This is a genomic window from Methyloceanibacter sp., from assembly GCF_050728395.1.
Classification (GTDB): Bacteria; Pseudomonadota; Alphaproteobacteria; order Rhizobiales; family Methyloligellaceae; genus Methyloceanibacter.
Genome location: NZ_JBOHJB010000034.1, coordinates 1 through 18,456 on the forward strand (window position 1 = coordinate 1; position 18,456 = coordinate 18,456).

The 18,456-nt window shown below is 63.5% G+C and carries 18 protein-coding genes and 1 pseudogene; 16 read left to right on the top strand and 3 right to left on the bottom strand.

Annotated features, from left to right (window positions below; translation table 11 throughout):
- Positions 1-285: hypothetical protein (locus ACREC7_RS08040; RefSeq protein ID WP_431555163.1), on the top strand; the 285-nt coding region annotated here is incomplete at its 5' end.
- Here ACREC7_RS08040 and ACREC7_RS08045 read toward each other — a convergent pair.
- Positions 282-890 carry a hypothetical protein gene (locus tag ACREC7_RS08045; RefSeq protein ID WP_431555164.1) on the bottom strand — a complete coding sequence of 203 codons (609 nt, stop codon included), beginning with the start codon at positions 888-890 and terminating at the stop codon, positions 282-284. The genes ACREC7_RS08040 and ACREC7_RS08045 overlap by 4 nt on opposite strands.
- Positions 891-957: 67 nt before the next feature.
- On the opposite strand from ACREC7_RS08045, the gene ACREC7_RS08050 reads away from it, so the two are divergent.
- Both ACREC7_RS08050 and ACREC7_RS08055 read left to right on the top strand, forming a co-directional pair.
- Entirely contained in the window at positions 958-2,538 is a 1,581-nt protein-coding gene (locus ACREC7_RS08050; protein WP_431555165.1) for an ammonium transporter, read from the top strand.
- 21 nt (positions 2,539-2,559) lie between these two features.
- The gene (locus ACREC7_RS08055) at positions 2,560-2,781 is read left to right on the top strand and encodes a hypothetical protein (protein ID WP_431555166.1); all 222 of its coding nucleotides are present in this window, start codon (positions 2,560-2,562) and stop codon (positions 2,779-2,781) included.
- Between the two features lie 150 nt (positions 2,782-2,931).
- Here ACREC7_RS08055 and ACREC7_RS08060 read toward each other — a convergent pair whose 3' ends face one another.
- A complete protein-coding gene (locus ACREC7_RS08060; RefSeq protein ID WP_431555167.1) occupies positions 2,932-4,179 on the bottom strand; it encodes a citrate transporter in 1,248 nt (415 codons plus the stop codon).
- Between the two features lie 220 nt (positions 4,180-4,399).
- Between ACREC7_RS08060 and ACREC7_RS08065 the strand changes: the two genes are divergently transcribed.
- The 9 genes and pseudogenes from ACREC7_RS08065 (at position 4,400) to ACREC7_RS08105 (ending at position 12,295) form a co-directional block, all read left to right on the top strand.
- Complete coding sequence (locus ACREC7_RS08065) at positions 4,400-5,083, top strand: helix-turn-helix domain-containing protein (protein ID WP_431555168.1); 684 nt, start codon at positions 4,400-4,402, stop codon at positions 5,081-5,083.
- Between the two features lie 115 nt (positions 5,084-5,198).
- Positions 5,199-6,098 (top strand): class II glutamine amidotransferase, encoded by a 900-nt coding sequence (locus tag ACREC7_RS08070; RefSeq protein WP_431555169.1) that lies wholly within the window; start codon positions 5,199-5,201, stop codon positions 6,096-6,098.
- Entirely contained in the window at positions 6,098-6,787 is a 690-nt protein-coding gene (locus ACREC7_RS08075) for a protein glxC (protein WP_431555170.1), read from the top strand. The genes ACREC7_RS08070 and ACREC7_RS08075 overlap by 1 nt, the downstream gene beginning before the upstream one ends.
- Positions 6,787-8,112 carry an FMN-binding glutamate synthase family protein gene (locus ACREC7_RS08080; RefSeq protein ID WP_431555171.1) on the top strand — a complete coding sequence of 442 codons (1,326 nt, stop codon included), beginning with the start codon at positions 6,787-6,789 and terminating at the stop codon, positions 8,110-8,112. Before ACREC7_RS08075 ends, ACREC7_RS08080 begins: the two co-directional genes overlap by 1 nt.
- 20 nt (positions 8,113-8,132) lie before the next feature.
- Complete coding sequence (gene glnT, locus ACREC7_RS08085; RefSeq protein WP_431555172.1) at positions 8,133-9,434, top strand: type III glutamate--ammonia ligase; 1,302 nt, start codon at positions 8,133-8,135, stop codon at positions 9,432-9,434.
- Between the two features lie 209 nt (positions 9,435-9,643).
- Positions 9,644-10,051, top strand: coding sequence for a YciI family protein (locus tag ACREC7_RS08090; RefSeq protein ID WP_431555173.1), 408 nt, complete (start codon positions 9,644-9,646; stop codon positions 10,049-10,051).
- Between the two features lie 31 nt (positions 10,052-10,082).
- Positions 10,083-10,499, top strand: a complete 417-nt coding sequence (locus ACREC7_RS08095; RefSeq protein ID WP_431555174.1) for a YciI family protein — start codon at positions 10,083-10,085, stop codon at positions 10,497-10,499.
- A 66-nt stretch (positions 10,500-10,565) separates the two neighbouring features.
- Complete coding sequence (locus ACREC7_RS08100) at positions 10,566-10,973, top strand: YciI family protein (protein WP_431555175.1); 408 nt, start codon at positions 10,566-10,568, stop codon at positions 10,971-10,973.
- A 43-nt stretch (positions 10,974-11,016) separates the two neighbouring features.
- Positions 11,017-12,295: pseudogene (locus ACREC7_RS08105) on the top strand (RNA polymerase sigma factor).
- A 5-nt stretch (positions 12,296-12,300) separates the two neighbouring features.
- Here ACREC7_RS08105 and ACREC7_RS08110 read toward each other — a convergent pair.
- A complete protein-coding gene (locus ACREC7_RS08110; protein WP_431555176.1) occupies positions 12,301-13,266 on the bottom strand; it encodes a GlxA family transcriptional regulator in 966 nt (321 codons plus the stop codon).
- 67 nt (positions 13,267-13,333) lie between these two features.
- Between ACREC7_RS08110 and ACREC7_RS08115 the strand changes: the two genes are divergently transcribed.
- From ACREC7_RS08115 to ACREC7_RS08130, 4 genes are read left to right on the top strand one after another with little or no spacing between them, the layout of a single operon-like run.
- On the top strand, positions 13,334-14,581 hold the full coding sequence (locus ACREC7_RS08115) for a sarcosine oxidase subunit beta family protein (RefSeq protein ID WP_431555177.1): 1,248 nt from the start codon (positions 13,334-13,336) through the stop codon (positions 14,579-14,581).
- 8 nt (positions 14,582-14,589) lie between these two features.
- The gene (locus ACREC7_RS08120) at positions 14,590-14,862 is read left to right on the top strand and encodes a sarcosine oxidase subunit delta (RefSeq protein WP_431555178.1); all 273 of its coding nucleotides are present in this window, start codon (positions 14,590-14,592) and stop codon (positions 14,860-14,862) included.
- Positions 14,862-17,846, top strand: a complete 2,985-nt coding sequence (locus ACREC7_RS08125) for a sarcosine oxidase subunit alpha family protein (protein WP_431555179.1) — start codon at positions 14,862-14,864, stop codon at positions 17,844-17,846. The genes ACREC7_RS08120 and ACREC7_RS08125 overlap by 1 nt, the downstream gene beginning before the upstream one ends.
- Entirely contained in the window at positions 17,839-18,444 is a 606-nt protein-coding gene (locus ACREC7_RS08130; protein WP_431555180.1) for a sarcosine oxidase subunit gamma, read from the top strand. The genes ACREC7_RS08125 and ACREC7_RS08130 overlap by 8 nt, the downstream gene beginning before the upstream one ends.
- Positions 18,445-18,456: the final 12 nt, after the last annotated feature.

Genomic DNA, 18,456 nt, shown 5'->3' on the forward strand with positions numbered 1-18,456 from the left:
CTCCTTCCCGACTACGAGCGGCTCACGCCTTACCTCAAGGCCTATATGGAGTTCATGGGCTGGGACGACCTCAACTGGCTCGAGGACGTGCATATGGGCTATGAGGCCGGGGAGCCCGCCATCTTCGACCGCAACATCAATGGCTGGGTGCGCATCCCTAAGTCGATGAATTTGCCCGACAATCAGCAGGACCGCGACATGTTGGCGCGGGAGCTCTTGGTGCGTTTCCAAACCTCGCCAAACCATCCTCTTATGGAACTGAATAGAGCGTATCGCAAATTCTAGACGGAGCGTGACGTTCGGCCGGCGGGCTCTGGATCGGCCCGGGCCGAATCCCAGTCGGGTTGGAGACCGAGCACATGCACGGTGTCAGGCAGGGCGGGATTAAACAGACGGTTATGCCAAATCGCTGCTTCGCGAGCGGGATCTACGGATTTCAACGCGCGCACTTTGGCGGCGATGCGATAGCTTTGTCCCAACTGGACGAATTCCAACGCGCAAGCGCCGTCATCGAGCAGCGCGGCTGCCAGCGCAGCGTCCCGAGGCAGCACGGCCACCATCCTGTCGCTGAAGGCCTCGGGCTCCTGAAAAAAATCAGCCTGGAGGAAGGCCAAAGCGCGCTCGTAAACGTCGCGCGGATCTGGCGTCTTCATCACCTGAAAGCGGAAGAAGGCCGTGCTCTCCTCCGGCTCCTTCGGGATCAGCAGCACGGTCAAGGCTGGCGCGAGCTCGCGCCGCTGCGTATCGAGGATCCGCGGACGCATGCCGGGAGAGGGGCGGCCGCCCTGCTCGCGCATGGCGACCTGGCGGATGCGGCACTGCCAGGCGAGAAAATGATCGCGAATGGCGTGGGCCGAAGGGCGTTTTCGAAAGCGTTCCGCGCGTGCCATGTCTCTATTTTACCTAGAGGAAATCTTATTTCACCGTGGTTGACGAGTTCCCGGCGGAAGCCTAGCATTGTTGTTAGGCCGACAAGGGGAGGGGACCCAGCAGAACTTGCCGTGCCGGAGACCGCACGGGCAGTGGCCTGCGAAACCCAACGAGGAAGGCAAAAGTGTAGTTGAATCGTCCATCGGGCGCCGCTGGGCACGGTCGTCTGCGACGTCGTGCCGGGGCATTGGGGAAAAGGGGGTAAATCAGATGGAAGGCAATCTCAATGCACTGACGACGATCTTCACCGAATTCTACTACTTCGTGACGATCGTCTTCATGTTTCTCATCCATGTTGGCTTCTGTACGTATGAAGTCGGCGTGTCTCGCCGACGTAACCATCTCAAAACGCTGATGAAGAATGCGATGGCGATCCCGATCGTGACCGTCACCTTTTTCCTCTTCGGCTGGTGGATCTACTTTGCGTTTCCGAACGGACCGGGAATTACCGGCGGATTGATTCCGGCACCATACTCCGAACCTTGGAATCCGCTGATGGCGGCGCATCTCTCCGGCGTCAACGCCAATGAAACCGGAGTCACGCCGGCCGATGCCCTGATTTGGCACCGCCTCAATGGCGTGTTCTGGGGCGCCTTCCTCCTGTTCTCGATCACGACCGCCTCGATCATCTCGGGATCCATCATCGAGCGAGCGCGTTCGGGTGCATTCTGGGTCGTGGCCGTGCTGATCGGCTCGGTTTTATGGATCCTCGATGCGGCCTGGGGTTGGCATCCGCAAGGCTGGATGGTGAAGCTGTGGGGCTATCATGACGCCTATGCCTCCGGCGTGGTCCATGCCATTGCGGGCGGCGCCGCCCTTGCCTTTTTGATTGTTCTCGGTCCCCGCATCGGCAAATTCCGGCCTGACGGGACGCCGCGCGACATCCCTCCCCACAATGTCTGGCTGGTAACGATCGGCCTGTTCCTGATCTACACCGGCTTCTGGGGGTTCTATGCCGCGTGCAACATTCCGATTATTGGCCCGGAAACGATCGCGGGACAGATCACCGGCACCACGTGGACGGCGACAAATATCTATCTCGCACCGACCACGCTTTCGGCGATCACGTTTAACTTCCTGATGTCGCTGGCGGGCGGCATGATGGGTGGCTATCTCGTCTCCAAGGGCGATCCTTACTGGACGTTCTCATGCGGGTTGTGCGGCATCATTTCCGCCTCGGCCGGCAACGATCTCTATCATCCGATCCAAGCCATGCTTATCGGCGCCATCGTTCCGGTGATCTGCTACAAGCTGCACTATTTCGTCGAACGCCGGTTCAAGATCGACGATGCGGTGGGCGCTGTCGCGGTGCACGGCTACGGCGGATTCTTCGGCGTGGTCGTTGCGGGCTTCATGCTGTGGGGGCAGCCGTCCTCTCCCTATGAAGGCTTCGCGCATATCAATCCGCTCGGCAATTTCGCCGGTGCTGTCTTGATGTTCATGCTCGGCTTCATCCCGATCTTGATCGCCTGCAAGATCATGGATGCAATGGGCCTGTTGCGCGTGCCGACGAAAGTCGAGCTCGAGGGCGTCGACTTTGCGCTCAACCACGCTTTCATGGAGTCGGTCCGCGAAGTGGGCACGGTCGAGAAAGCGATGATCAAATAGAGATCCGAGAGGAGAGAAGAAATGTCGACCAATGGAATGACGAGCTGGGCTGTCGACCTCAAGGATGTCGGCGCAATCTATCCTTTCCAGGGATGGGAAGTGCTTCTGGTCATCCTAGGATTCATCTTCTGGATCGGCTGGCACATCATCCAGACGCGACAGGAAAATGAAGAAATCGAGGCCGATATGTCGGCCGACCGGAGCGGCGACGAAACCAGGTCCTCGATTGATCGCTACTATTAGAGGACTGGCATAAAAGGCGCGTTTAAGGGCGCCGGCGTTCACCGCTGGCGCCCCTCCCTTATTTTGGCTCGGGAACGTAAACTCAGCCGCTACCGAGAAGATGAGACGAAGCGGTAGAGCGACCGGTGTACGGAGGCCGGGCTCTCGCCGTCATCCTGTTCGCGCTAGAGGCTCAGGGTTCCAGTCAAGCAGCGCAAGCATGAGGAAGAACCCAGCGACATAGGCAAGGGCGACGGGCCAGCCCTCTTTCAGCCAGCGGGCCGCGGATCTCGCTTCGGGCATCAGTCCCGCAACCGCGACGCCGGCGGACGATCCGAACCAGATCATCGAGCCGCCGAACCCCACGGCGTACGCCAGGAAACCCCAATCATAGTTGCCCTGCTTTAGGGCGAGCGCGGTCAGCGGAATATTGTCGAACACGGCCGAGACGAAGCCTAGCCCAAGCGCTGTCTCCCAGCTCGGCGCCGGCAGGGATTTGACGGGCATCATGGATGCCGCGGAGACAAGAGCGATGAGAAACAGCGCGCCGCGTGCGGCGTAGGGAACGATGGACCAATCAGGCCGCGCCATCGGGGCGGTCAGGAGAAGCGCCGCCGCGACTGCAAGCCCGATCAGCGGTATCTCGTCCAGAACATGGGCGTCGAGCAGATGTGCCCCGACATTGGCGGCGATCGCCGATGCGAGCACCATCACGACCACGGCGACATGCCTGAACGAGATGTGCAGACCCGACGGCGGATCTTTGACCATAGGCGCATATTTCTGTTGTGCCAGCGCCGCCGGGATGCCCGTGACGAGCAGCGCACAGGCAGCCGCCACATAGGCATGAAGCACTTGCAAGGGGTTGGCACCGGCGATCCACATCATCGTCGTCGTGGTGTCGCCGATGACGCTGCCCGAACCGCCGGCATTGGACGCGGCGACGATCGCCGCGAGGTAACCGATGCGGACGCGGCCTTTGAACACATGCCTCGCCACGGTCGCGCCGATCAGGGCCGCGGCGATATTGTCGAGGAATGAGGAGATCACGAACACGAGGACCAGAAGCATCAAACCGCCGGTCCAATTGTCAGGCAGGGCCGCCGGCATCCAATCAGGCACGCGGCTTGCCTCGAAATGGCGGGCGAGGAGCGCAAACCCGACCAGAAGCAGAAACAGGTTCACGATCAAAACCCATTCATGCTCGTAATGCGCCAAAAGGCCTGCCAGGCCCGGGCCCTCGTTAAAGCCGGTGCCCAAAAGCTTCTTGAGCGTGATAACGCCGAGGCCGATGAGGGCTGCGGCGAGCGTATGGCGATGAAAGATGGCGACACAGGCGAGCGTGATGGCGAAAAGCAGAAAATCGATCAGCACGGAGAGATCGTGAGCGCTGAGATAAGGAGCGACGCTAACGGCCACGTTCCAGTTCCCGGAGTTTTCTAGTCGATTGAGAAGGCGGGGATAATCAGGCTTCCGTTAGCATCATCCGTTAATGGCACAAAGCGGACAATCTATTCCGGCGCCTCGATCTCTCGAACGCGTGTGTTTCCTGTGGAGAAATGATGGTTGACAGCTTCGCGGCAAAGGGTCGAAGTGCTCGCATGGTGCTGGCAGGCTTTGGGTACGAAAGAGCAGGCATATGGCTAGGGGAAACTTGGCGCCGAAGGCCCGAAAGTCAAAGCTCCACGCGCCCGCGCCAAAGCGCGACGGCAGCGCGCTCAAGACAGGGTCGCTCGCGCCGCAGCCGGCTGCGAGCCTGTCGATCGCCGAGGCGATCGGCACACAGGTGCGCAACCTTCGCCGCAAGCTCGATTTGACCGGCGCCGAACTCGCCGACCAGGCGGGGCTGTCGGCGGGCATGCTTTCCAAGATCGAGAACGGAGCGGTGTCGGCGTCGATCGACAGCCTTGAAGCGCTGGCGCGCGCGCTCAACGTGCCGCTCACCACGTTCTTTGCGAGCTATGAGGAACAACGCGACTGCTCGCATGTGCGCGCCGGACAAGGCGTGACCATCGAGCGGCGCGGCACCAAGGCCGGACATCAATATCAGCTGCTCGGCCATTCGATTTCGGGCGAGGTCGTGGTCGAGCCTTACCTGATCACCCTCACCGAGGAGGCCAAGCCCTACACCATGTTTCAGCATGCCGGCGTCGAATTTATCTATATGCTGACCGGCAAGGTACTTTACCGCCACGCCGACAAGGCCTATCCATTGGCGGCGGGCGATGCGCTGTTCTTCGATGCTGCGGCGCTGCATGGGCCGGAAGAGCTGACCAAGCTGCCCATGACCTACCTTTCCATCATCATCTATCCGCGAACCTGAGTCCTTCCCGGCTGGTTTCTTTACAGGAAATTATTATTCCTGACAGTTGACAAGGGCTCGGCCCCGCCATTACCTTCGCTGGCAGCGGGGTTAATCAATAAAGCGGCGGTGGAGAATGTGCGGAATCGTGGGTCTTTTCCTGAAGAACGAGGCGCTTAAGCCCGAGCTCGGCAAAATGATGTCGGGCATGCTCGCCACCATGTGCGACCGCGGGCCGGACAGCGCCGGCTTCGCGGTCTATGGGGCAGGTGATCGCGGCCACGTGAAGCTCACGGTGCGGGCGATGTCGCCGAACTATGACTTCGCGAGCCTCGCCGGCCGGCTGTCGGAGGCCGTCGGCTCTTCCGTGCCGGTTGACATTCGCGAGAGCCACGGCGTCTTCATCGTCCCGGAGGGCGCCGAGCAAATAGCCCGGAAGATTATTGAGGCAATCGGCGACGATGTGCGGATCGTGGGCTCAGGCACGCGCATGGAAATCTACAAGGAAGTGGGCCGCCCGGACGCCGTGGGCAGGCGCTTTCATCTTGAGAGCATGGCCGGGTCGCATGGCATTGCCCACACCCGCATGGCCACTGAATCTGCGGTCACCACCGATGGCGCCCATCCCTTCTCAACGGGCCGCGATCAGTGCCTGGTGCATAACGGCTCGCTGTCCAATCACAACGCGCTCCGGCGGAAGCTCAAGCGCAACGGCTTGAGCTTCGAGACGGACAACGACACCGAAGTTGCCGCAGGTTACCTCACCTGGCGGATCAGCCAGGGCGACAGCCTGGGCGACGCTCTCAAGCATTCGCTCGACGACCTCGACGGCTTCTACACCTTCGTGGTCGGCACCGAGGACGGCTTCGGCGTGTTGCGCGATCCAATCGCTTGCAAGCCGGCGGTCATGGCCGAGACCGACGACTATGTTGCTTTCGGCTCGGAATATCGCGCGCTCGCCGGACTTCCCGGCATCGAGAAGGCAAATGTGTGGGAGCCTAAGCCGGCTACCGTTTACTTCTGGGAACGGCATTGATGCCGACCATCGATCTGGAGGTCACCTCGCTCCGTGAATTCAATCAAATGCTGCATGAACTCGCGGGGGGGACCAACAACACCCATTTCCGCGTGCTCAATCCGCGCGGCCGCCATGCCATCGCCGCCGGCGTCGACGCGCCGGTCACCATCGAGATCGACGGCAATGCCGGCTATTACTGCGCCGGCATGAACAAACGGGCCAATATCATCATAAACGGCAGCGCCGGCGTCGGCCTCGCCGAGAACATGATGTCGGGCCGGGTGCACGTCAAAGGCGACGCCTCGGCCTCCGCCGGCGCAACCGGCTGCGGCGGGCTGCTCGTGATCGACGGCAACGCTTCGAGCCGGTGCGGCATCTCAGCCCGCGGCATCGACATCGTGGTCAAGGGGTCGGTCGGGCACATGTCGGCCTTCATGGCACAAGCTGGAACCCTCTTGGTGCTTGGTGACACCGGCGATGCGCTCGGCGATTCGCTCTATGAGGCCCGTCTCTTCGTGCGCGGCAAGGTGAACAGCCTTGGCTCCGACTGTGTCGAGAAGCCGCTCCGCGACGAGCACAAGAAGACGATCGGCAAGTTACTGGAGGATGCTGGCTTGGCCAGCGAAGTTGATCCCTCAGAGTTCCGCCGCTACGGCTCGGCGCGGCAACTCTACCACTTCCACATGGACAATCTGGAGGCGTATTGATGGGCGCCGAAACCCGCTGGGTGCATACGCCGCCGCGCTACTCCGCGACTTTCGACGAGCATTCGATCGCGGAGATCCATCGCGCCGCCGCGACCGGCATCTACGACATTCGCGGCTTTGGCGCCAAGCGCAAAGTCCCCCATTTCGACGATCTTTTGTTTCTCGGCGCCTCGATCAGCCGCTATCCGCTCGAAGGCTACCGCGAGAAATGCGCGACCGACGTGATGCTTGGCACGCGCTTCGCCAAGAAGCCGATCCATCTCAGGATTCCGATCACCATTGCCGGCATGAGCTTCGGCTCGCTGTCGGGCCAGGCCAAGGAAGCGCTCGGGCGCGGCGCCTCGATCATGGGCACGTCCACCACCACCGGCGACGGCGGCATGACCGAGGAGGAACGTCAAAGCTCGAAGACGCTCGTCTACCAGATGCTCCCCTCGCGCTATGGCATGAACCCGGATCATTTGCGCAAAGCCGACGCCATCGAGATCGTCGTCGGCCAGGGGGCGAAGCCTGGCGGCGGCGGCATGCTGCTTGGGCAGAAGATTTCAAAGCGCGTGGCGGAAATGCGCACGCTGCCTGAGGGCATCGACCAGCGCTCGGCCTGCCGCCATCCGGACTGGACCGGCCCTGACGATCTTCAGATCAAGATCGAGGAATTGCGCGAGATCACCGACTGGGAGAAGCCGATCTATATCAAGATCGGCGCCGCCCGGCCTTACTACGACACGGCGCTCGCGGTAAAGGCAGGCGCCGATGTGGTGGTGCTCGACGGCATGCAAGGAGGCACCGCGGCAACGCAGGAAGTCTTCATCGAGCATGTGGGTCTCCCGATCCTCTCCGCTATCCGGCCGGCGGTGCAGGCTCTGCAAGAGCTCGACATGCACCGCAAGGTGCAGCTCATCGTGTCGGGCGGCATTCGCAATGGCGCCGACGTGGCCAAGGCCTTGGCGCTCGGCGCCGACGCCGCCTCGATCGGCACCGCGGCGTTGATCGCGCTTGGCGACAACGCCCCGCATCTCGACGAGGAATATCGCAAGATCGGCTCGAGAGCCGGCGCCTATGACGACTACCACGAGGGCCGCGACCCTGCCGGCATCACAACCCAGGACCCTGAGCTGATGCAGCGCTTCGATCCTGTTGCGGGCGGGCGCCGGCTCGCCAATTATCTCTCGGTACTGACGCTCGAGACACAGACCATCGCGCGCGCCTGCGGCAAGAGCCACGTGCATAATCTCGAGCCGGAAGATCTCGTGGCGCTAACTGTCGAATCTGCGGCGATGGCGCAAGTGCCGCTCGCCGGCACGAACTGGATACCGGGCGCGTGACGCCCCAGCGGGAGTAACACATGACGGACCTGGCCAAGACCGCAAAAGTAAAGGGAATCAAGTACTTCCTCATCAGCTATGTCGACCTCTTCGGCACCATGCGGGCGAAGCTCGTGCCGGCAGCGGCGATCGGAGAGATGGCGAAGAACGGAGCCGGATTTGCCGGCTTCGCCAGCTGGCTCGATATGACGCCGGCCGATCCGGACGTGCTCGCCATCCCCGATGCCGACAGTTTGATTCAGCTTCCGTGGCGGAAGGAGGTCGGCTGGCTCGCCGCCGATCCGTACATGAACGGCAAGCTCGTCGAGCAGGCGCCGCGCAACGTGCTGAAGCGCGTGGTCGCCGATGCCGCCGCCAAGGGCTACATCCTCAAGACCGGCGTGGAGTGCGAGTTCTTCCTCATCAGCCCGGACGGCTCGACCATCTCGGACAGCGGCGACCATCAAGCCAAGCCCTGCTACGACCAGCAGGCGCTGATGCGCCGCTACGACGTGATCAGCGAAATCTGCGACTCCATGCTGGAGCTCGGTTGGAACCCGTATCAGAACGACCACGAAGACGCGAACGGCCAGTTCGAGATGAACTGGCAGTATGACGATGCGCTGAAGACCGCCGACAAGCACGCCTTCTTCAAATATATGACGAAGTCGATCGCCGAAAAGCACGGGCTTCGCGCCACCTTCATGCCGAAGCCGTTCCCGACGCTCACCGGCAATGGCTGCCACGTGCACGTATCGGTGTGGTCGAAGGACGGCAAGAACCTGTTCGAAGACGCGAACGACCCGATGGGACTGTCGAAGCTCGGCTATCAGTTCATCGCCGGGTTGATGAACTCGGCGGAAGCGCTCACCGCCATCACCAATCCAACGGTCAACTCCTATAAGCGCATCAACGCGCCGCGGACAACCTCCGGCGCGACCTGGTCGCCGAACACGGTGACCTATACCGGCAACAACCGCACCCACATGATCCGCATTCCCGACGCCGGCCGCTTCGAGTTCAGGCTCGCCGATGGCGCGACCAATCCTTACGCCCTACAGGCCGCCGTGCTGATCGCTGGTCTCGACGGCATCGAAAACAAGCGCGATCCGGGCGAGCGCCTCGACATCGACATGTATGCCGAAGGGCACACGGTGAAGAACGCCAAGAAGCTGCCGCTCAATCTGCTCGATGCGCTCCGCGCGCTGGAAGCGTCCAGCGTCATGCGCAAGGGCTTGGGCGAGCCGTTCATTTCCGCCTACCTCAAGCTCAAGCGTGCCGACTGGAACGAATATGCCGGTCAGCTCACCGAGTGGGAGCGGCGCACCACGCTCGACTGCTAGGGGCAAGGTGGACCCAGGCCAGCGGGTAACAAGTTTCCGGCCAAATTCTAGGGTTTGCTCCCCTCCTTCGGGGAGGGAGGACCCTTTGTGCTCTCTCGCAAAAAAAAATTGATCCGGCTTGTCGATTCCTACCGGTGTCGTTCGACGTGACGGTAGAGCCAGGCATTCCGGGACGGGCGCCAGACTCCGAACCAGTAGGAGAGGCGACAATGCGATTCATGATTTTGGTCAAAGCCACCAAGGACTCCGAAGCGGGCACAAGGCCGCCGGAGGAGCTCTTCGCCGCCATGGCCGACTATCACGAGCAACTGGTCAAGGCTGGCGTCCTGCTCGATGCCAGCGGGCTGCAGCCGAGCTCGAAGGGCTGGCGCGTCAAATATTCCGGGGGCAAGCGCACTCCGATCGACGGGCCCTTCACCGAGGCAAAGGAGCTGATCGCGGGCTACACGATGATTCAGGTGAAGTCGCGCGAGGAAGCGGCCGAATGGTCTAGGCGCTTTCCCAATCCCACCATCGACGGTGGAGACTGCGAGATCGAGGTGCGCCAAGTCTTCGAGCTCGAGGATTTCGGCGAGAGCGAAGCGATCGACCGGTTTCGCGAAATGGGCGTCGGGTAGAAGCAGCCAGCTACGAAACGAGGAACACGACATGCGATTCATGATGCTGATGATCCCCAAGGGATACGAGAAGGCGGCGCCGGGCACCGCGCCGGACGCCAAAGCCGTTGAAGCGATGATGAAGTACAACGAATCTCTGCAAAAGGCGGGCGTGCTGCTCGCGCTTGACGGTCTGCACCCGCCATCGGTGGGCGCGCGCGTCTCCTTCCCCGGAGGCAAGCCCAAGGTCACCGACGGTCCCTTCACCGAGGCGAAGGAGGTCATCGGCGGCTACTGGATGATCGAGGTGAACTCCAAGGCAGAGGCGGTTGAATGGGCCAAGCGCTGTCCGGCCGGCGAAAACGAGGTGATCGAGATTCGCCAGGTGCAGGAGATGTCGGACTTTCCTGCTGACGTACAGAAAGCGGCGGCCGGGTTCGCCGAGATGCAAAAAGGGCTGGGGCACTAAACAATCGTGACCATCGCCTCGTCACGAACCCCAAGCGTCAAACAAGCACCACAAGGAGAAACGACAATGCGATTCATTTCGATGGTCAAGTCAATCGAAGGAATGGCCGGTATGCCGCCAAAGGCGTTCCTGGACGCCATGGACCAACTCGTGCAAGAGGCGAGCAAGGAAGGCTGCGTGATGGTCGAGGGCGTTGGGCTGCACCCGACTTCCGCCGGCGCCCGCGTGCGACTTTCGGCAGGCAAAGTGTCGGTGATGGACGGGCCATTCACGGAGGCCAAGGAAGTGGTCGGCGGTTTCGCAATCTTCGACGCGCCGTCGAAGGCCGAGATGCTGATATGGACCACCCGGTTCATGGATCTGCACAAGAAGCACCTTCCCGGCTGGGAGGGTGAGTGCGAGGTCCGGCAGATCGCTGGGCCAGGGGAAAAGCTGTGCGACCAGGCCCGCGAGGCGCAGGCGGCCGCAGTTTAGCGCGGCTTGCGGCATTGCAGGAAGGTGCGTTAGTCGGTAGCCGGTGACGGCTACCGACACACACCGGGCGATCGACGCGGTCTTTCGGATCGAGCAGGCGAAGCTGATCGCCGGTCTCACCCGCATGGTGCGCGACGTCGGCGTCGCCGAGGACCTCGCGCAGGAGGCCCTCGTTGCGGCGCTCGATCAATGGCCCAAGTCGGGTATCCCGGAAAATCCAGGCGCTTGGCTCATGGCAGCGGCGAAGCATCGGGCCATCGATCACTTCCGCCGCAACAAGCTGCTCGAACGAAAACACCGGGAACTCGGTTACGAGCTTGAGATTGAGCAGGAGCTGGCGCAGCCCGATTTCGATGCCGCGCTCGACGACGATATTGGCGACGATCTCCTCCGGCTTGTGTTCACGGCCTGCCATCCGGTGCTTTCGACCGAGGCGCAGATCGTGCTCACGCTGCGCCTGCTTGGAGGCCTGACGACCGAGGAGATCGCTCGGGCGTTCCTGGTCCCCGAGCCGACCATCGCTCAGCGGATCGTCCGGGCCAAACGCACCTTGAGCGCGAAAAATGTGCCGTTCGAGGTTCCGCGCGGGGATGAACGCGCGGCGCGGCTGTCTTCCGTGCTCGCGGTGGTCTACCTGATCTTCAACGAAGGCTATTCAGCCACCGCCGGCGACGACTGGATGCGTCCACAGCTTTGCGAGGAAGCGCTGCGCCTTGGCAGGATCTTGGCCGGACTTTGCCCGTGAGGAGCCGGAGGTCTATGGCCTTGTCGCCCTCATGGAGATCCAAGCGTCGCGCTTCGGTGCCCGCAACGGCCCGTCGGGCGAGCCGGTGCTGCTGCTCGATCAGGATCGCGCGCGCTGGGATCGTCTGCTCATCCGCCGCGGTCTTGCCGCGCTGGCGCGTGCGGAAGCGCTGGCCAGCACGTCCAAGCGCATGGCGGGTCCTTACGCCTTGCAGGCCGCGATCGCGGCTTGCCACGCGCGCGCCCCTAGGGCTGAGGAAACGGATTGGGCACGGATTGTGGGGCTCTATGGGGCGCTTGTCGAGATCACGCCTTCGCCGATCGTCGAGCTCAATCGCGCGGTGGCGTTGGCGATGTTGTTCGGTCCGAAGGCCGGCCTCGAAGTCGTCGATGCGCTTAGTGCGGAGCCCGCGCTCAAGAGCTATCATTTGCTGCCGAGCGTGCGGGGGGATTTGCTGCGGAAACTCGGCCGGCTCGATGAGGCCCGCGCCGAATTCGAACGCGCGGCTGCACTCACGCAAAACGAGCGCGAACGCAAATTGTTGCTCGATCGCGCCGCGGCGTGTGTGGGCGGCTAGCCGGCCTAGCCGCTGAGCCGGGTGCGGCTTGGCGGCTCGCCGAAGTTCCGTCTATAGGCGCGGGCGAACTGACTTGACGAGGAGAAGCCGGTCGCTATCGCCACGTCGAGCACCGGCAGCGTCGTCTCCCGCAATAGCTGCCGCGCCCGTTCAAGCCGCATGGAAGAATATTGCCTGTGGATGCCGTGGCCGAGGTGACGCCGGAACAGGCGCTCGAGCTGCCTGACCGAGACGCAGGCGATGCGCGCCAATTCGGCGCGCGGCTGCGGCGCCTCGATGTTGCCCTGCATGCGGCGGAGCACGCGTAACAGCTTCTCGTCGGCAATGCCGAGCCGGACCCGGAGGTCCATACGCTGCGGGCCCATGCCCTCGCGGATGTGGGTGTGCAGGAACCAGTCGCCGACCGCAGCGGCAAGCTGGCGGCCGTGATCGCGCTCGATCAGCGCCACCATCATGTCGAGCGCCGAGATGCCGCCCGAGCAGGTGATGCTGTTGCCGTCGATCTCGAACAGAGAGGGCGCCACGGCAATCTCCGGAAAGGCTTCGCTGAAGGCCGGCTGGTGCTCCCAATGGAGCGTGACGCGGCGGCCGTCGAGCAGTCCGGCGCGCGCGAGGATGTAGGGTCCGCCCGAGATGCCGCCGATGGTCACGCCGCGGCGCGCGAGCTTGCGCAGCCAGGCAAACACGTGCCTGTCGTTGAAGGTCGCGGGATTGCCGCCGGCGCAGACGAACAGCATATCGGCGTCGCGGTCGGTGCCGACCCCGGTATCGGGAATGATGGTCAGCCCGTTCGAGGCCATCACCGGCTTGCCGCCGGGTGCTGCGTGCCACCAGCGATAGAGCGGCTTGCCCGAGATGAGGTTTGCTGCGCGCAAAGGCTCGATTGCCGCGGCGTAGGACATCAGCGCAAAGCCAGGCACGAGCAGAAAGCCGACCGACTGCGCGCTGGCTTGCACCTGCTTTTTGCCCATGTCGTAAATTGTCAATCAGACGTCGCTAAGTGTCAATAAGTGCATGCGCGCAAGCTCAAGATGTGCCATGCGCTACTCGGCCTTCTCTCTCCTAAAGCAAGGGCTTGCCGGCAACCGCGGCTGGGGCCAAGCCTGGCGCAAGCCGGAGCCGAAGCCTGCCTATGACGTGGTCATTGTCGGCGGCGGGCATGGCCTCGCCACGGCTTACTACCTCGCCAAGCAGTACGGCATCACCAATGTCGCCGTGCTGGAGAAGAGCTATCTCGGCTCGGGCAATATCGGGCGGAACACCACCATCATTCGCTCCAACTACCTCTTGCCGGCAAACACCGCCTTCTACGAGCGCTCGATGAAGCTCTGGGAGGGGCTCGCGCAAGAACTCAACTTCAACACCATGGTAAGCCAGCGCGGCATCCTCAACGTCTTCCACTCGGACCCGCAGCGGAACGCCTATGCGCGGCGCGGCAACGCCATGCGTCTTGCCGGTGTCGATGCCGAGCTTTTGACGCGCGACCAGGTGCGCGACTATTTGCCCTTCGCCGATTTCGACAATGCGCGGTTCCCTATTCGTGGCGCGCTGATGCAGCGCCGCGGCGGCACGGTTCGCCACGACGCCGTCGTTTGGGGCTACGCCCGCGCCGCCGATGCTCTTGGCGTGGACATCATCGAGAATTGCGAGGTCACCGGCTTCCGCATCGAGCAGGGCAGCATCAAGGGCGTCGAGACGACCCGCGGATATATCGGCGCGTCCAAAGTTGGGCTTGCCGTCGCCGGCAGCACATCACGCGTCGCGGCACTTGCCGGCCTGCGGCTGCCGATCGAGGCGCATGTCATCCAGGCTTTCGTCACCGAGGGCATCAAGCCGCTGATCGACCAGGTGGTAACCTTCGGCGCAGGCCATTTCTATGTCAGCCAGTCGGACAAAGGCGGCCTCGTGTTCGGCGGCGATGTCGACGGCTACAATTCCTACGCCCAGCGCGGCAATCTGCCGGTGGTGGAGGACGTGGCCGAAGGCGGGCTTGCGCTCTTCCCCAATCTTGCACGGCTGCGCGTCCTGCGAAGCTGGGCGGGGCTGCTCGACATGTCGATGGATGGCTCGCCCATCTTCGACAGGACCGACATCGCCGGGCTCTATCTCAATTGCGGCTGGTGCTATGGCGGCTTCAAAGCGACGCCCGCCTCCGGCGAGGCCTTCGCCCATCTCATCGCCAAGGACGAGCCGAGCGATCTGATCAGGCCCTTCCGTCTCGACCGCTATCGCCAAGGCGCGGTGCTCGACGAGAAGGGCATGGGCGCCCAGACCAATCTGCATTAGAGGCCGAGATGCGGATCAAATGTCCTTATTGCGGCGAGCGTGATGTCGGCGAGTTCACCTATCTCGGCGCCGCGGACGTGAAGCGTCCCGACATCGCCGCGCCCGATGCCGAGGGCGCCTTCTTCGACTACGCCTATATCCGCGACAATCCAGCAGGCGCCATGGCCGAGCTTTGGTATCACGGCGGCGGCTGCCGCTCCTGGCTCCGCGTGGTGCGCGACACGCGCAATCACGCGATCGAAAGCGTTGTCCTGGCGAGGCCCGAGGGAGGCCGGCGCTAATGGCCCGCGATCTGCCAGAACGCGAGCCGTTCCGCCTCGCGTCAGGCGGCGTCATCGACCGGACGCGCAGTGTAAATTTCACCTTCGACGGCCACGCCTATGCCGGCTACCCCGGCGATACGCTTGCCTCAGCGCTCCTTGCCAATGGCGAGCGGTTGGTCGGCCGCTCGTTCAAATATCACCGGCCGCGCGGCATCTTCAGTGCCGGCGCCGAAGAGCCGAATGCGCTCATCGAGGTGCGCGACGGGGCGCGGCGCGAGCCCAATACGCGTGCGACCATGGTCGAGCTTTACCAGGGGCTAGACGCTGCGAGCCAGAACCGCTGGCCGTCGCTGAAATTCGATGTGCAGTCGATCAACGGGCTGTTCAGCCCGTTCTTCAGCGCCGGCTTCTACTACAAGACCTTCATGTGGCCGGCGAAATTCTGGAAGCTCGTCTATGAGCCTATAATCCGGCGAAGCGCAGGACTTGGCCGCGCGGCGACGGAGCCTGATCCTGACCATTACGAGAAGGCCTTCGCTCACTGCGACCTGCTCGTCATCGGCTCAGGGCCTGCCGGCCTCATGGCGGCGCTGACCGCGGGCCGGGCAGGCGCCCGCGTCATCCTCGCCGAGGAGGATTTTATGTTCGGCGGGCGTCTCCTCTCGGAACGGCTTTCCATCGACGACAAGCCGGCATGGGAGTGGTTTCGCGCCGTCGTCACCGAGCTAAGAGGCCTCGATAACGTCACGCTGATGCCGCGCACCACGATCTTCGGCGTCTATGACGGCGGAACCTATGGCGCCGTCCAGCGCGTCGCCGATCATCTGCCGGTCCCGCTCGAGCACCAGCCCCGCCAGCGCTCCTGGCGGATCGCGGCCAAACGCGCCGTGCTCGCTTCCGGCGCCATCGAACGCGGCATTGCGTTTGCCGGCAACGATCTGCCCGGCGTGATGCTGGGCTCGGCGGTGCGCAGCTATCTCAATCGCTTCGCTGTAGTGCCAGGCGCCCGCGCCGTTGTGTTCACCAGCTCCGATGATGGCTGGGCCACGGCGCGCGATCTTGCGGCCTGCGGGATCGCCGTCGCGGCCGTCGTCGATGCGCGCAAAGACGGGATCGAGACCAAGGGTGCGGGCCCCTGGCCGATCTTCGCAGGCGCAGTGGTGAAGGAAGCTAAAGGCGGCCGGCAGCTCAAGAGCGTGGTCGTGTGCGACGAGAACGGCATCGAGACCGAAATCGGCTGCGATCTGCTGGCGGTGTCGAACGGCTGGAACCCGACGCTGCATCTGACCTGCCATCTCGGCGGCAAGCCGGTCTGGCAGGAGGCGCTTGCCGCCTTCGTTCCGGGCTCGGTGCCGAAAAGCATGGCCGTCGCCGGAGCCGCGGCAGGTCATCTGACGCTCGCCGATGCATTGCAGGATGGGGCCCGGCTCGGCGCCGAGGCTGCCGGCGATTTGGGTTTTGCCGCGCCGGTGCCGGCGGTGCCGGCGGCCGGCGGCGACGAGCAGGCGACCGCCACCCCGCTGTGGTGGGTGCATGGCGGCAAGGGTGCGGCCTTTGTCGATCTGCAGAACGACGTCACCACCAAGGACATCGAGCTTGCGCGGCTGGAGGGCTATGGCGCCTCCGAGCATGTGAAGCGCTACACCACGCTCGGCATGGGCACCGACCAGGGCAAGACCGCGAATGTCACGGCGCTCGGCGTGTTGTCGGAGCTGACGGGCGCGCCGATCCCCGCGCTCGGCACCACGGGATTCCGTCCGCCGTATACGCCGGTCACCTGGGGCGCGCTTGCCGGGCACCATCGCGGCAAGGATTTTCGCCCCAAGCGCCTGCCGCCGTCGCACGCCTGGGCGGAAGAGAACGGCGCGGTGTTCGCCGATGCCGGGCTGTGGCTCAGGGCGCAATGGTACGAGCGCCCGGGCGAGACTTTGCAGCAAAGCATCGCGCGCGAGGCGGCGGCAGTTCGCCGCTCGGTCGGGGTTTGCGATGTGTCGACACTCGGCAAGATCGACATTCAGGGGCCCGACGCCGCCACACTGCTCGACCGCGTCTACGTCAACAAATTCTCGACGCTGAAAGTCGGCCGCGCCCGTTATGGCCTCATGCTGCGCGAGGACGGCTTCGCCATGGACGACGGCACCACGGCGCGGCTCGGCGAGCAGCATTTCGTCATGACAACGACCACCGCCAATGCCGGTAAGGTCATGCAACATTTGGAGTTTTGCCGCCAGGTGCTGTGGCCTGAGCTCGATGTCAGGCTGGTCTCGGTATCCGATCATTGGGCCCAATATGCGCTCGCCGGTCCGCGTGCGCGCGACGTGCTGGCCAAGCTCGTCGACGCGCCGTTCGATATCTCCAACGAGGCCTTCCCGCGCATGGGTGCGGGCGAGCTCGCCATCTGTGGCGGCGTGCCGGCGCGGTTGTTCCGCGTCTCGTTCTCGGGCGAGATGGCTTACGAGATCGCCGTGCCGGCGCGCTACGGCGACGCAGCGATCCGCGCCCTGATGCAAGCCGGCGCCGAATTCGACATCACGCCCTACGGCACCGAGGCATTGAACGTGCTCCGCATCGAGAAGGGGCATGTGAGCGGCGCCGAGATCACCGGTCACGTTACGGCACGCGACCTCGGTCTTGCAGGCATGGTCACGGTCGACAAGGATTGCATCGGCAAGGTATTGGCGCAACGTCCGGCGCTCGTTGACCCGGCGCGGCCGATCGTCGTCGGGGTGAAGACCGTCGATCCAACGCAATCGCTCAGCGCCGGCTCTCATTTCATTCCTGTCGGCGCGCCCGCGATTACCGCCAACGATGAGGGCTATCTCACCTCGGTCGCCTTCTCGCCGGCGCTCGGCCAGGACATCGGCATCGGCTTTCTCGCGCGCGGGCGCGAGCGCATCGGCGAGCGTATTCGCGCCGTCGATCTTTTGCGCGGGCATGACGTCGAATGCGTCGTCGCCTCGCCGGTGTTCTACGATCCTGAAGGCAAGCGCACCCATGGCTGAGATCCGACTGCAAGCGCGCTCGGCCTTCGCCGGTCTGCTCAAGCCTGGGCGTCACGGCGCGCAAGGGGGTAGCACCGGTGTGAGCTTGAGCGAGCGCGCCAGCCTTGCGCTTTGCGTCATCTCGGCTGGGGCGAACAAAGCGAGCGAGGTTGCCGCCAAGATGGCCTCGGTCACCGGGCTCGACCTGCCCATGGGACCGAAGCGTGTGAGCAAGAACGGCTTTGCGGTGATCGGCACGGCGCCTGGCCAATGGCTCGCCGTCGCCGAGAGCAAGGACGCCCGAGCGTTGCCGGCGATGCTTGGCGTGGCGCTAAAAGGCCTCGCCACGGTGGTCGATCTCTCCGACGGCAAGGCGGTGCTTCGCATTTCGGGACCGCGGGCGCGCGATACACTCGCCAAAGGCTGCTCGCTCGACCTGCATCCAAGAATGTTCAAGCCGGGGAATGCGGCGACGGCGCCGGTCGCGCTGATCGACTGCGTCATCTGGCAGGTCGACGAGACGCCGACCTACGACCTCGCCGTGCCGACGAGCTACGCCGAGAGCTTCTGGTCCTGGCTCACGGCGTCGGCCGCCGAATTTGGCTATACCGTCAAATAGCGGTGAAAAGGT

Coding starts and splice junctions, on each gene's coding strand:
- ACREC7_RS08080 (WP_431555171.1), top strand. CDS start 6,787: ATGGGCGCCGAAACCCGCTGGGTGCATACGCCGCCGCGCTACTCCGCG.
- glnT (WP_431555172.1), top strand. CDS start 8,133: ATGACGGACCTGGCCAAGACCGCAAAAGTAAAGGGAATCAAGTACTTC.
- ACREC7_RS08095 (WP_431555174.1), top strand. CDS start 10,083: ATGCGATTCATGATGCTGATGATCCCCAAGGGATACGAGAAGGCGGCG.
- ACREC7_RS08070 (WP_431555169.1), top strand. CDS start 5,199: ATGTGCGGAATCGTGGGTCTTTTCCTGAAGAACGAGGCGCTTAAGCCC.
- ACREC7_RS08125 (WP_431555179.1), top strand. CDS start 14,862: ATGGCCCGCGATCTGCCAGAACGCGAGCCGTTCCGCCTCGCGTCAGGC.
- ACREC7_RS08120 (WP_431555178.1), top strand. CDS start 14,590: ATGCGGATCAAATGTCCTTATTGCGGCGAGCGTGATGTCGGCGAGTTC.
- ACREC7_RS08110 (WP_431555176.1), bottom strand. CDS start 13,266: ATGGGCAAAAAGCAGGTGCAAGCCAGCGCGCAGTCGGTCGGCTTTCTG.
- ACREC7_RS08065 (WP_431555168.1), top strand. CDS start 4,400: ATGGCTAGGGGAAACTTGGCGCCGAAGGCCCGAAAGTCAAAGCTCCAC.
- ACREC7_RS08115 (WP_431555177.1), top strand. CDS start 13,334: ATGCGCTACTCGGCCTTCTCTCTCCTAAAGCAAGGGCTTGCCGGCAAC.
- ACREC7_RS08045 (WP_431555164.1), bottom strand. CDS start 890: ATGGCACGCGCGGAACGCTTTCGAAAACGCCCTTCGGCCCACGCCATT.
- ACREC7_RS08130 (WP_431555180.1), top strand. CDS start 17,839: ATGGCTGAGATCCGACTGCAAGCGCGCTCGGCCTTCGCCGGTCTGCTC.
- ACREC7_RS08055 (WP_431555166.1), top strand. CDS start 2,560: ATGTCGACCAATGGAATGACGAGCTGGGCTGTCGACCTCAAGGATGTC.
- ACREC7_RS08100 (WP_431555175.1), top strand. CDS start 10,566: ATGCGATTCATTTCGATGGTCAAGTCAATCGAAGGAATGGCCGGTATG.
- ACREC7_RS08090 (WP_431555173.1), top strand. CDS start 9,644: ATGCGATTCATGATTTTGGTCAAAGCCACCAAGGACTCCGAAGCGGGC.
- ACREC7_RS08075 (WP_431555170.1), top strand. CDS start 6,098: ATGCCGACCATCGATCTGGAGGTCACCTCGCTCCGTGAATTCAATCAA.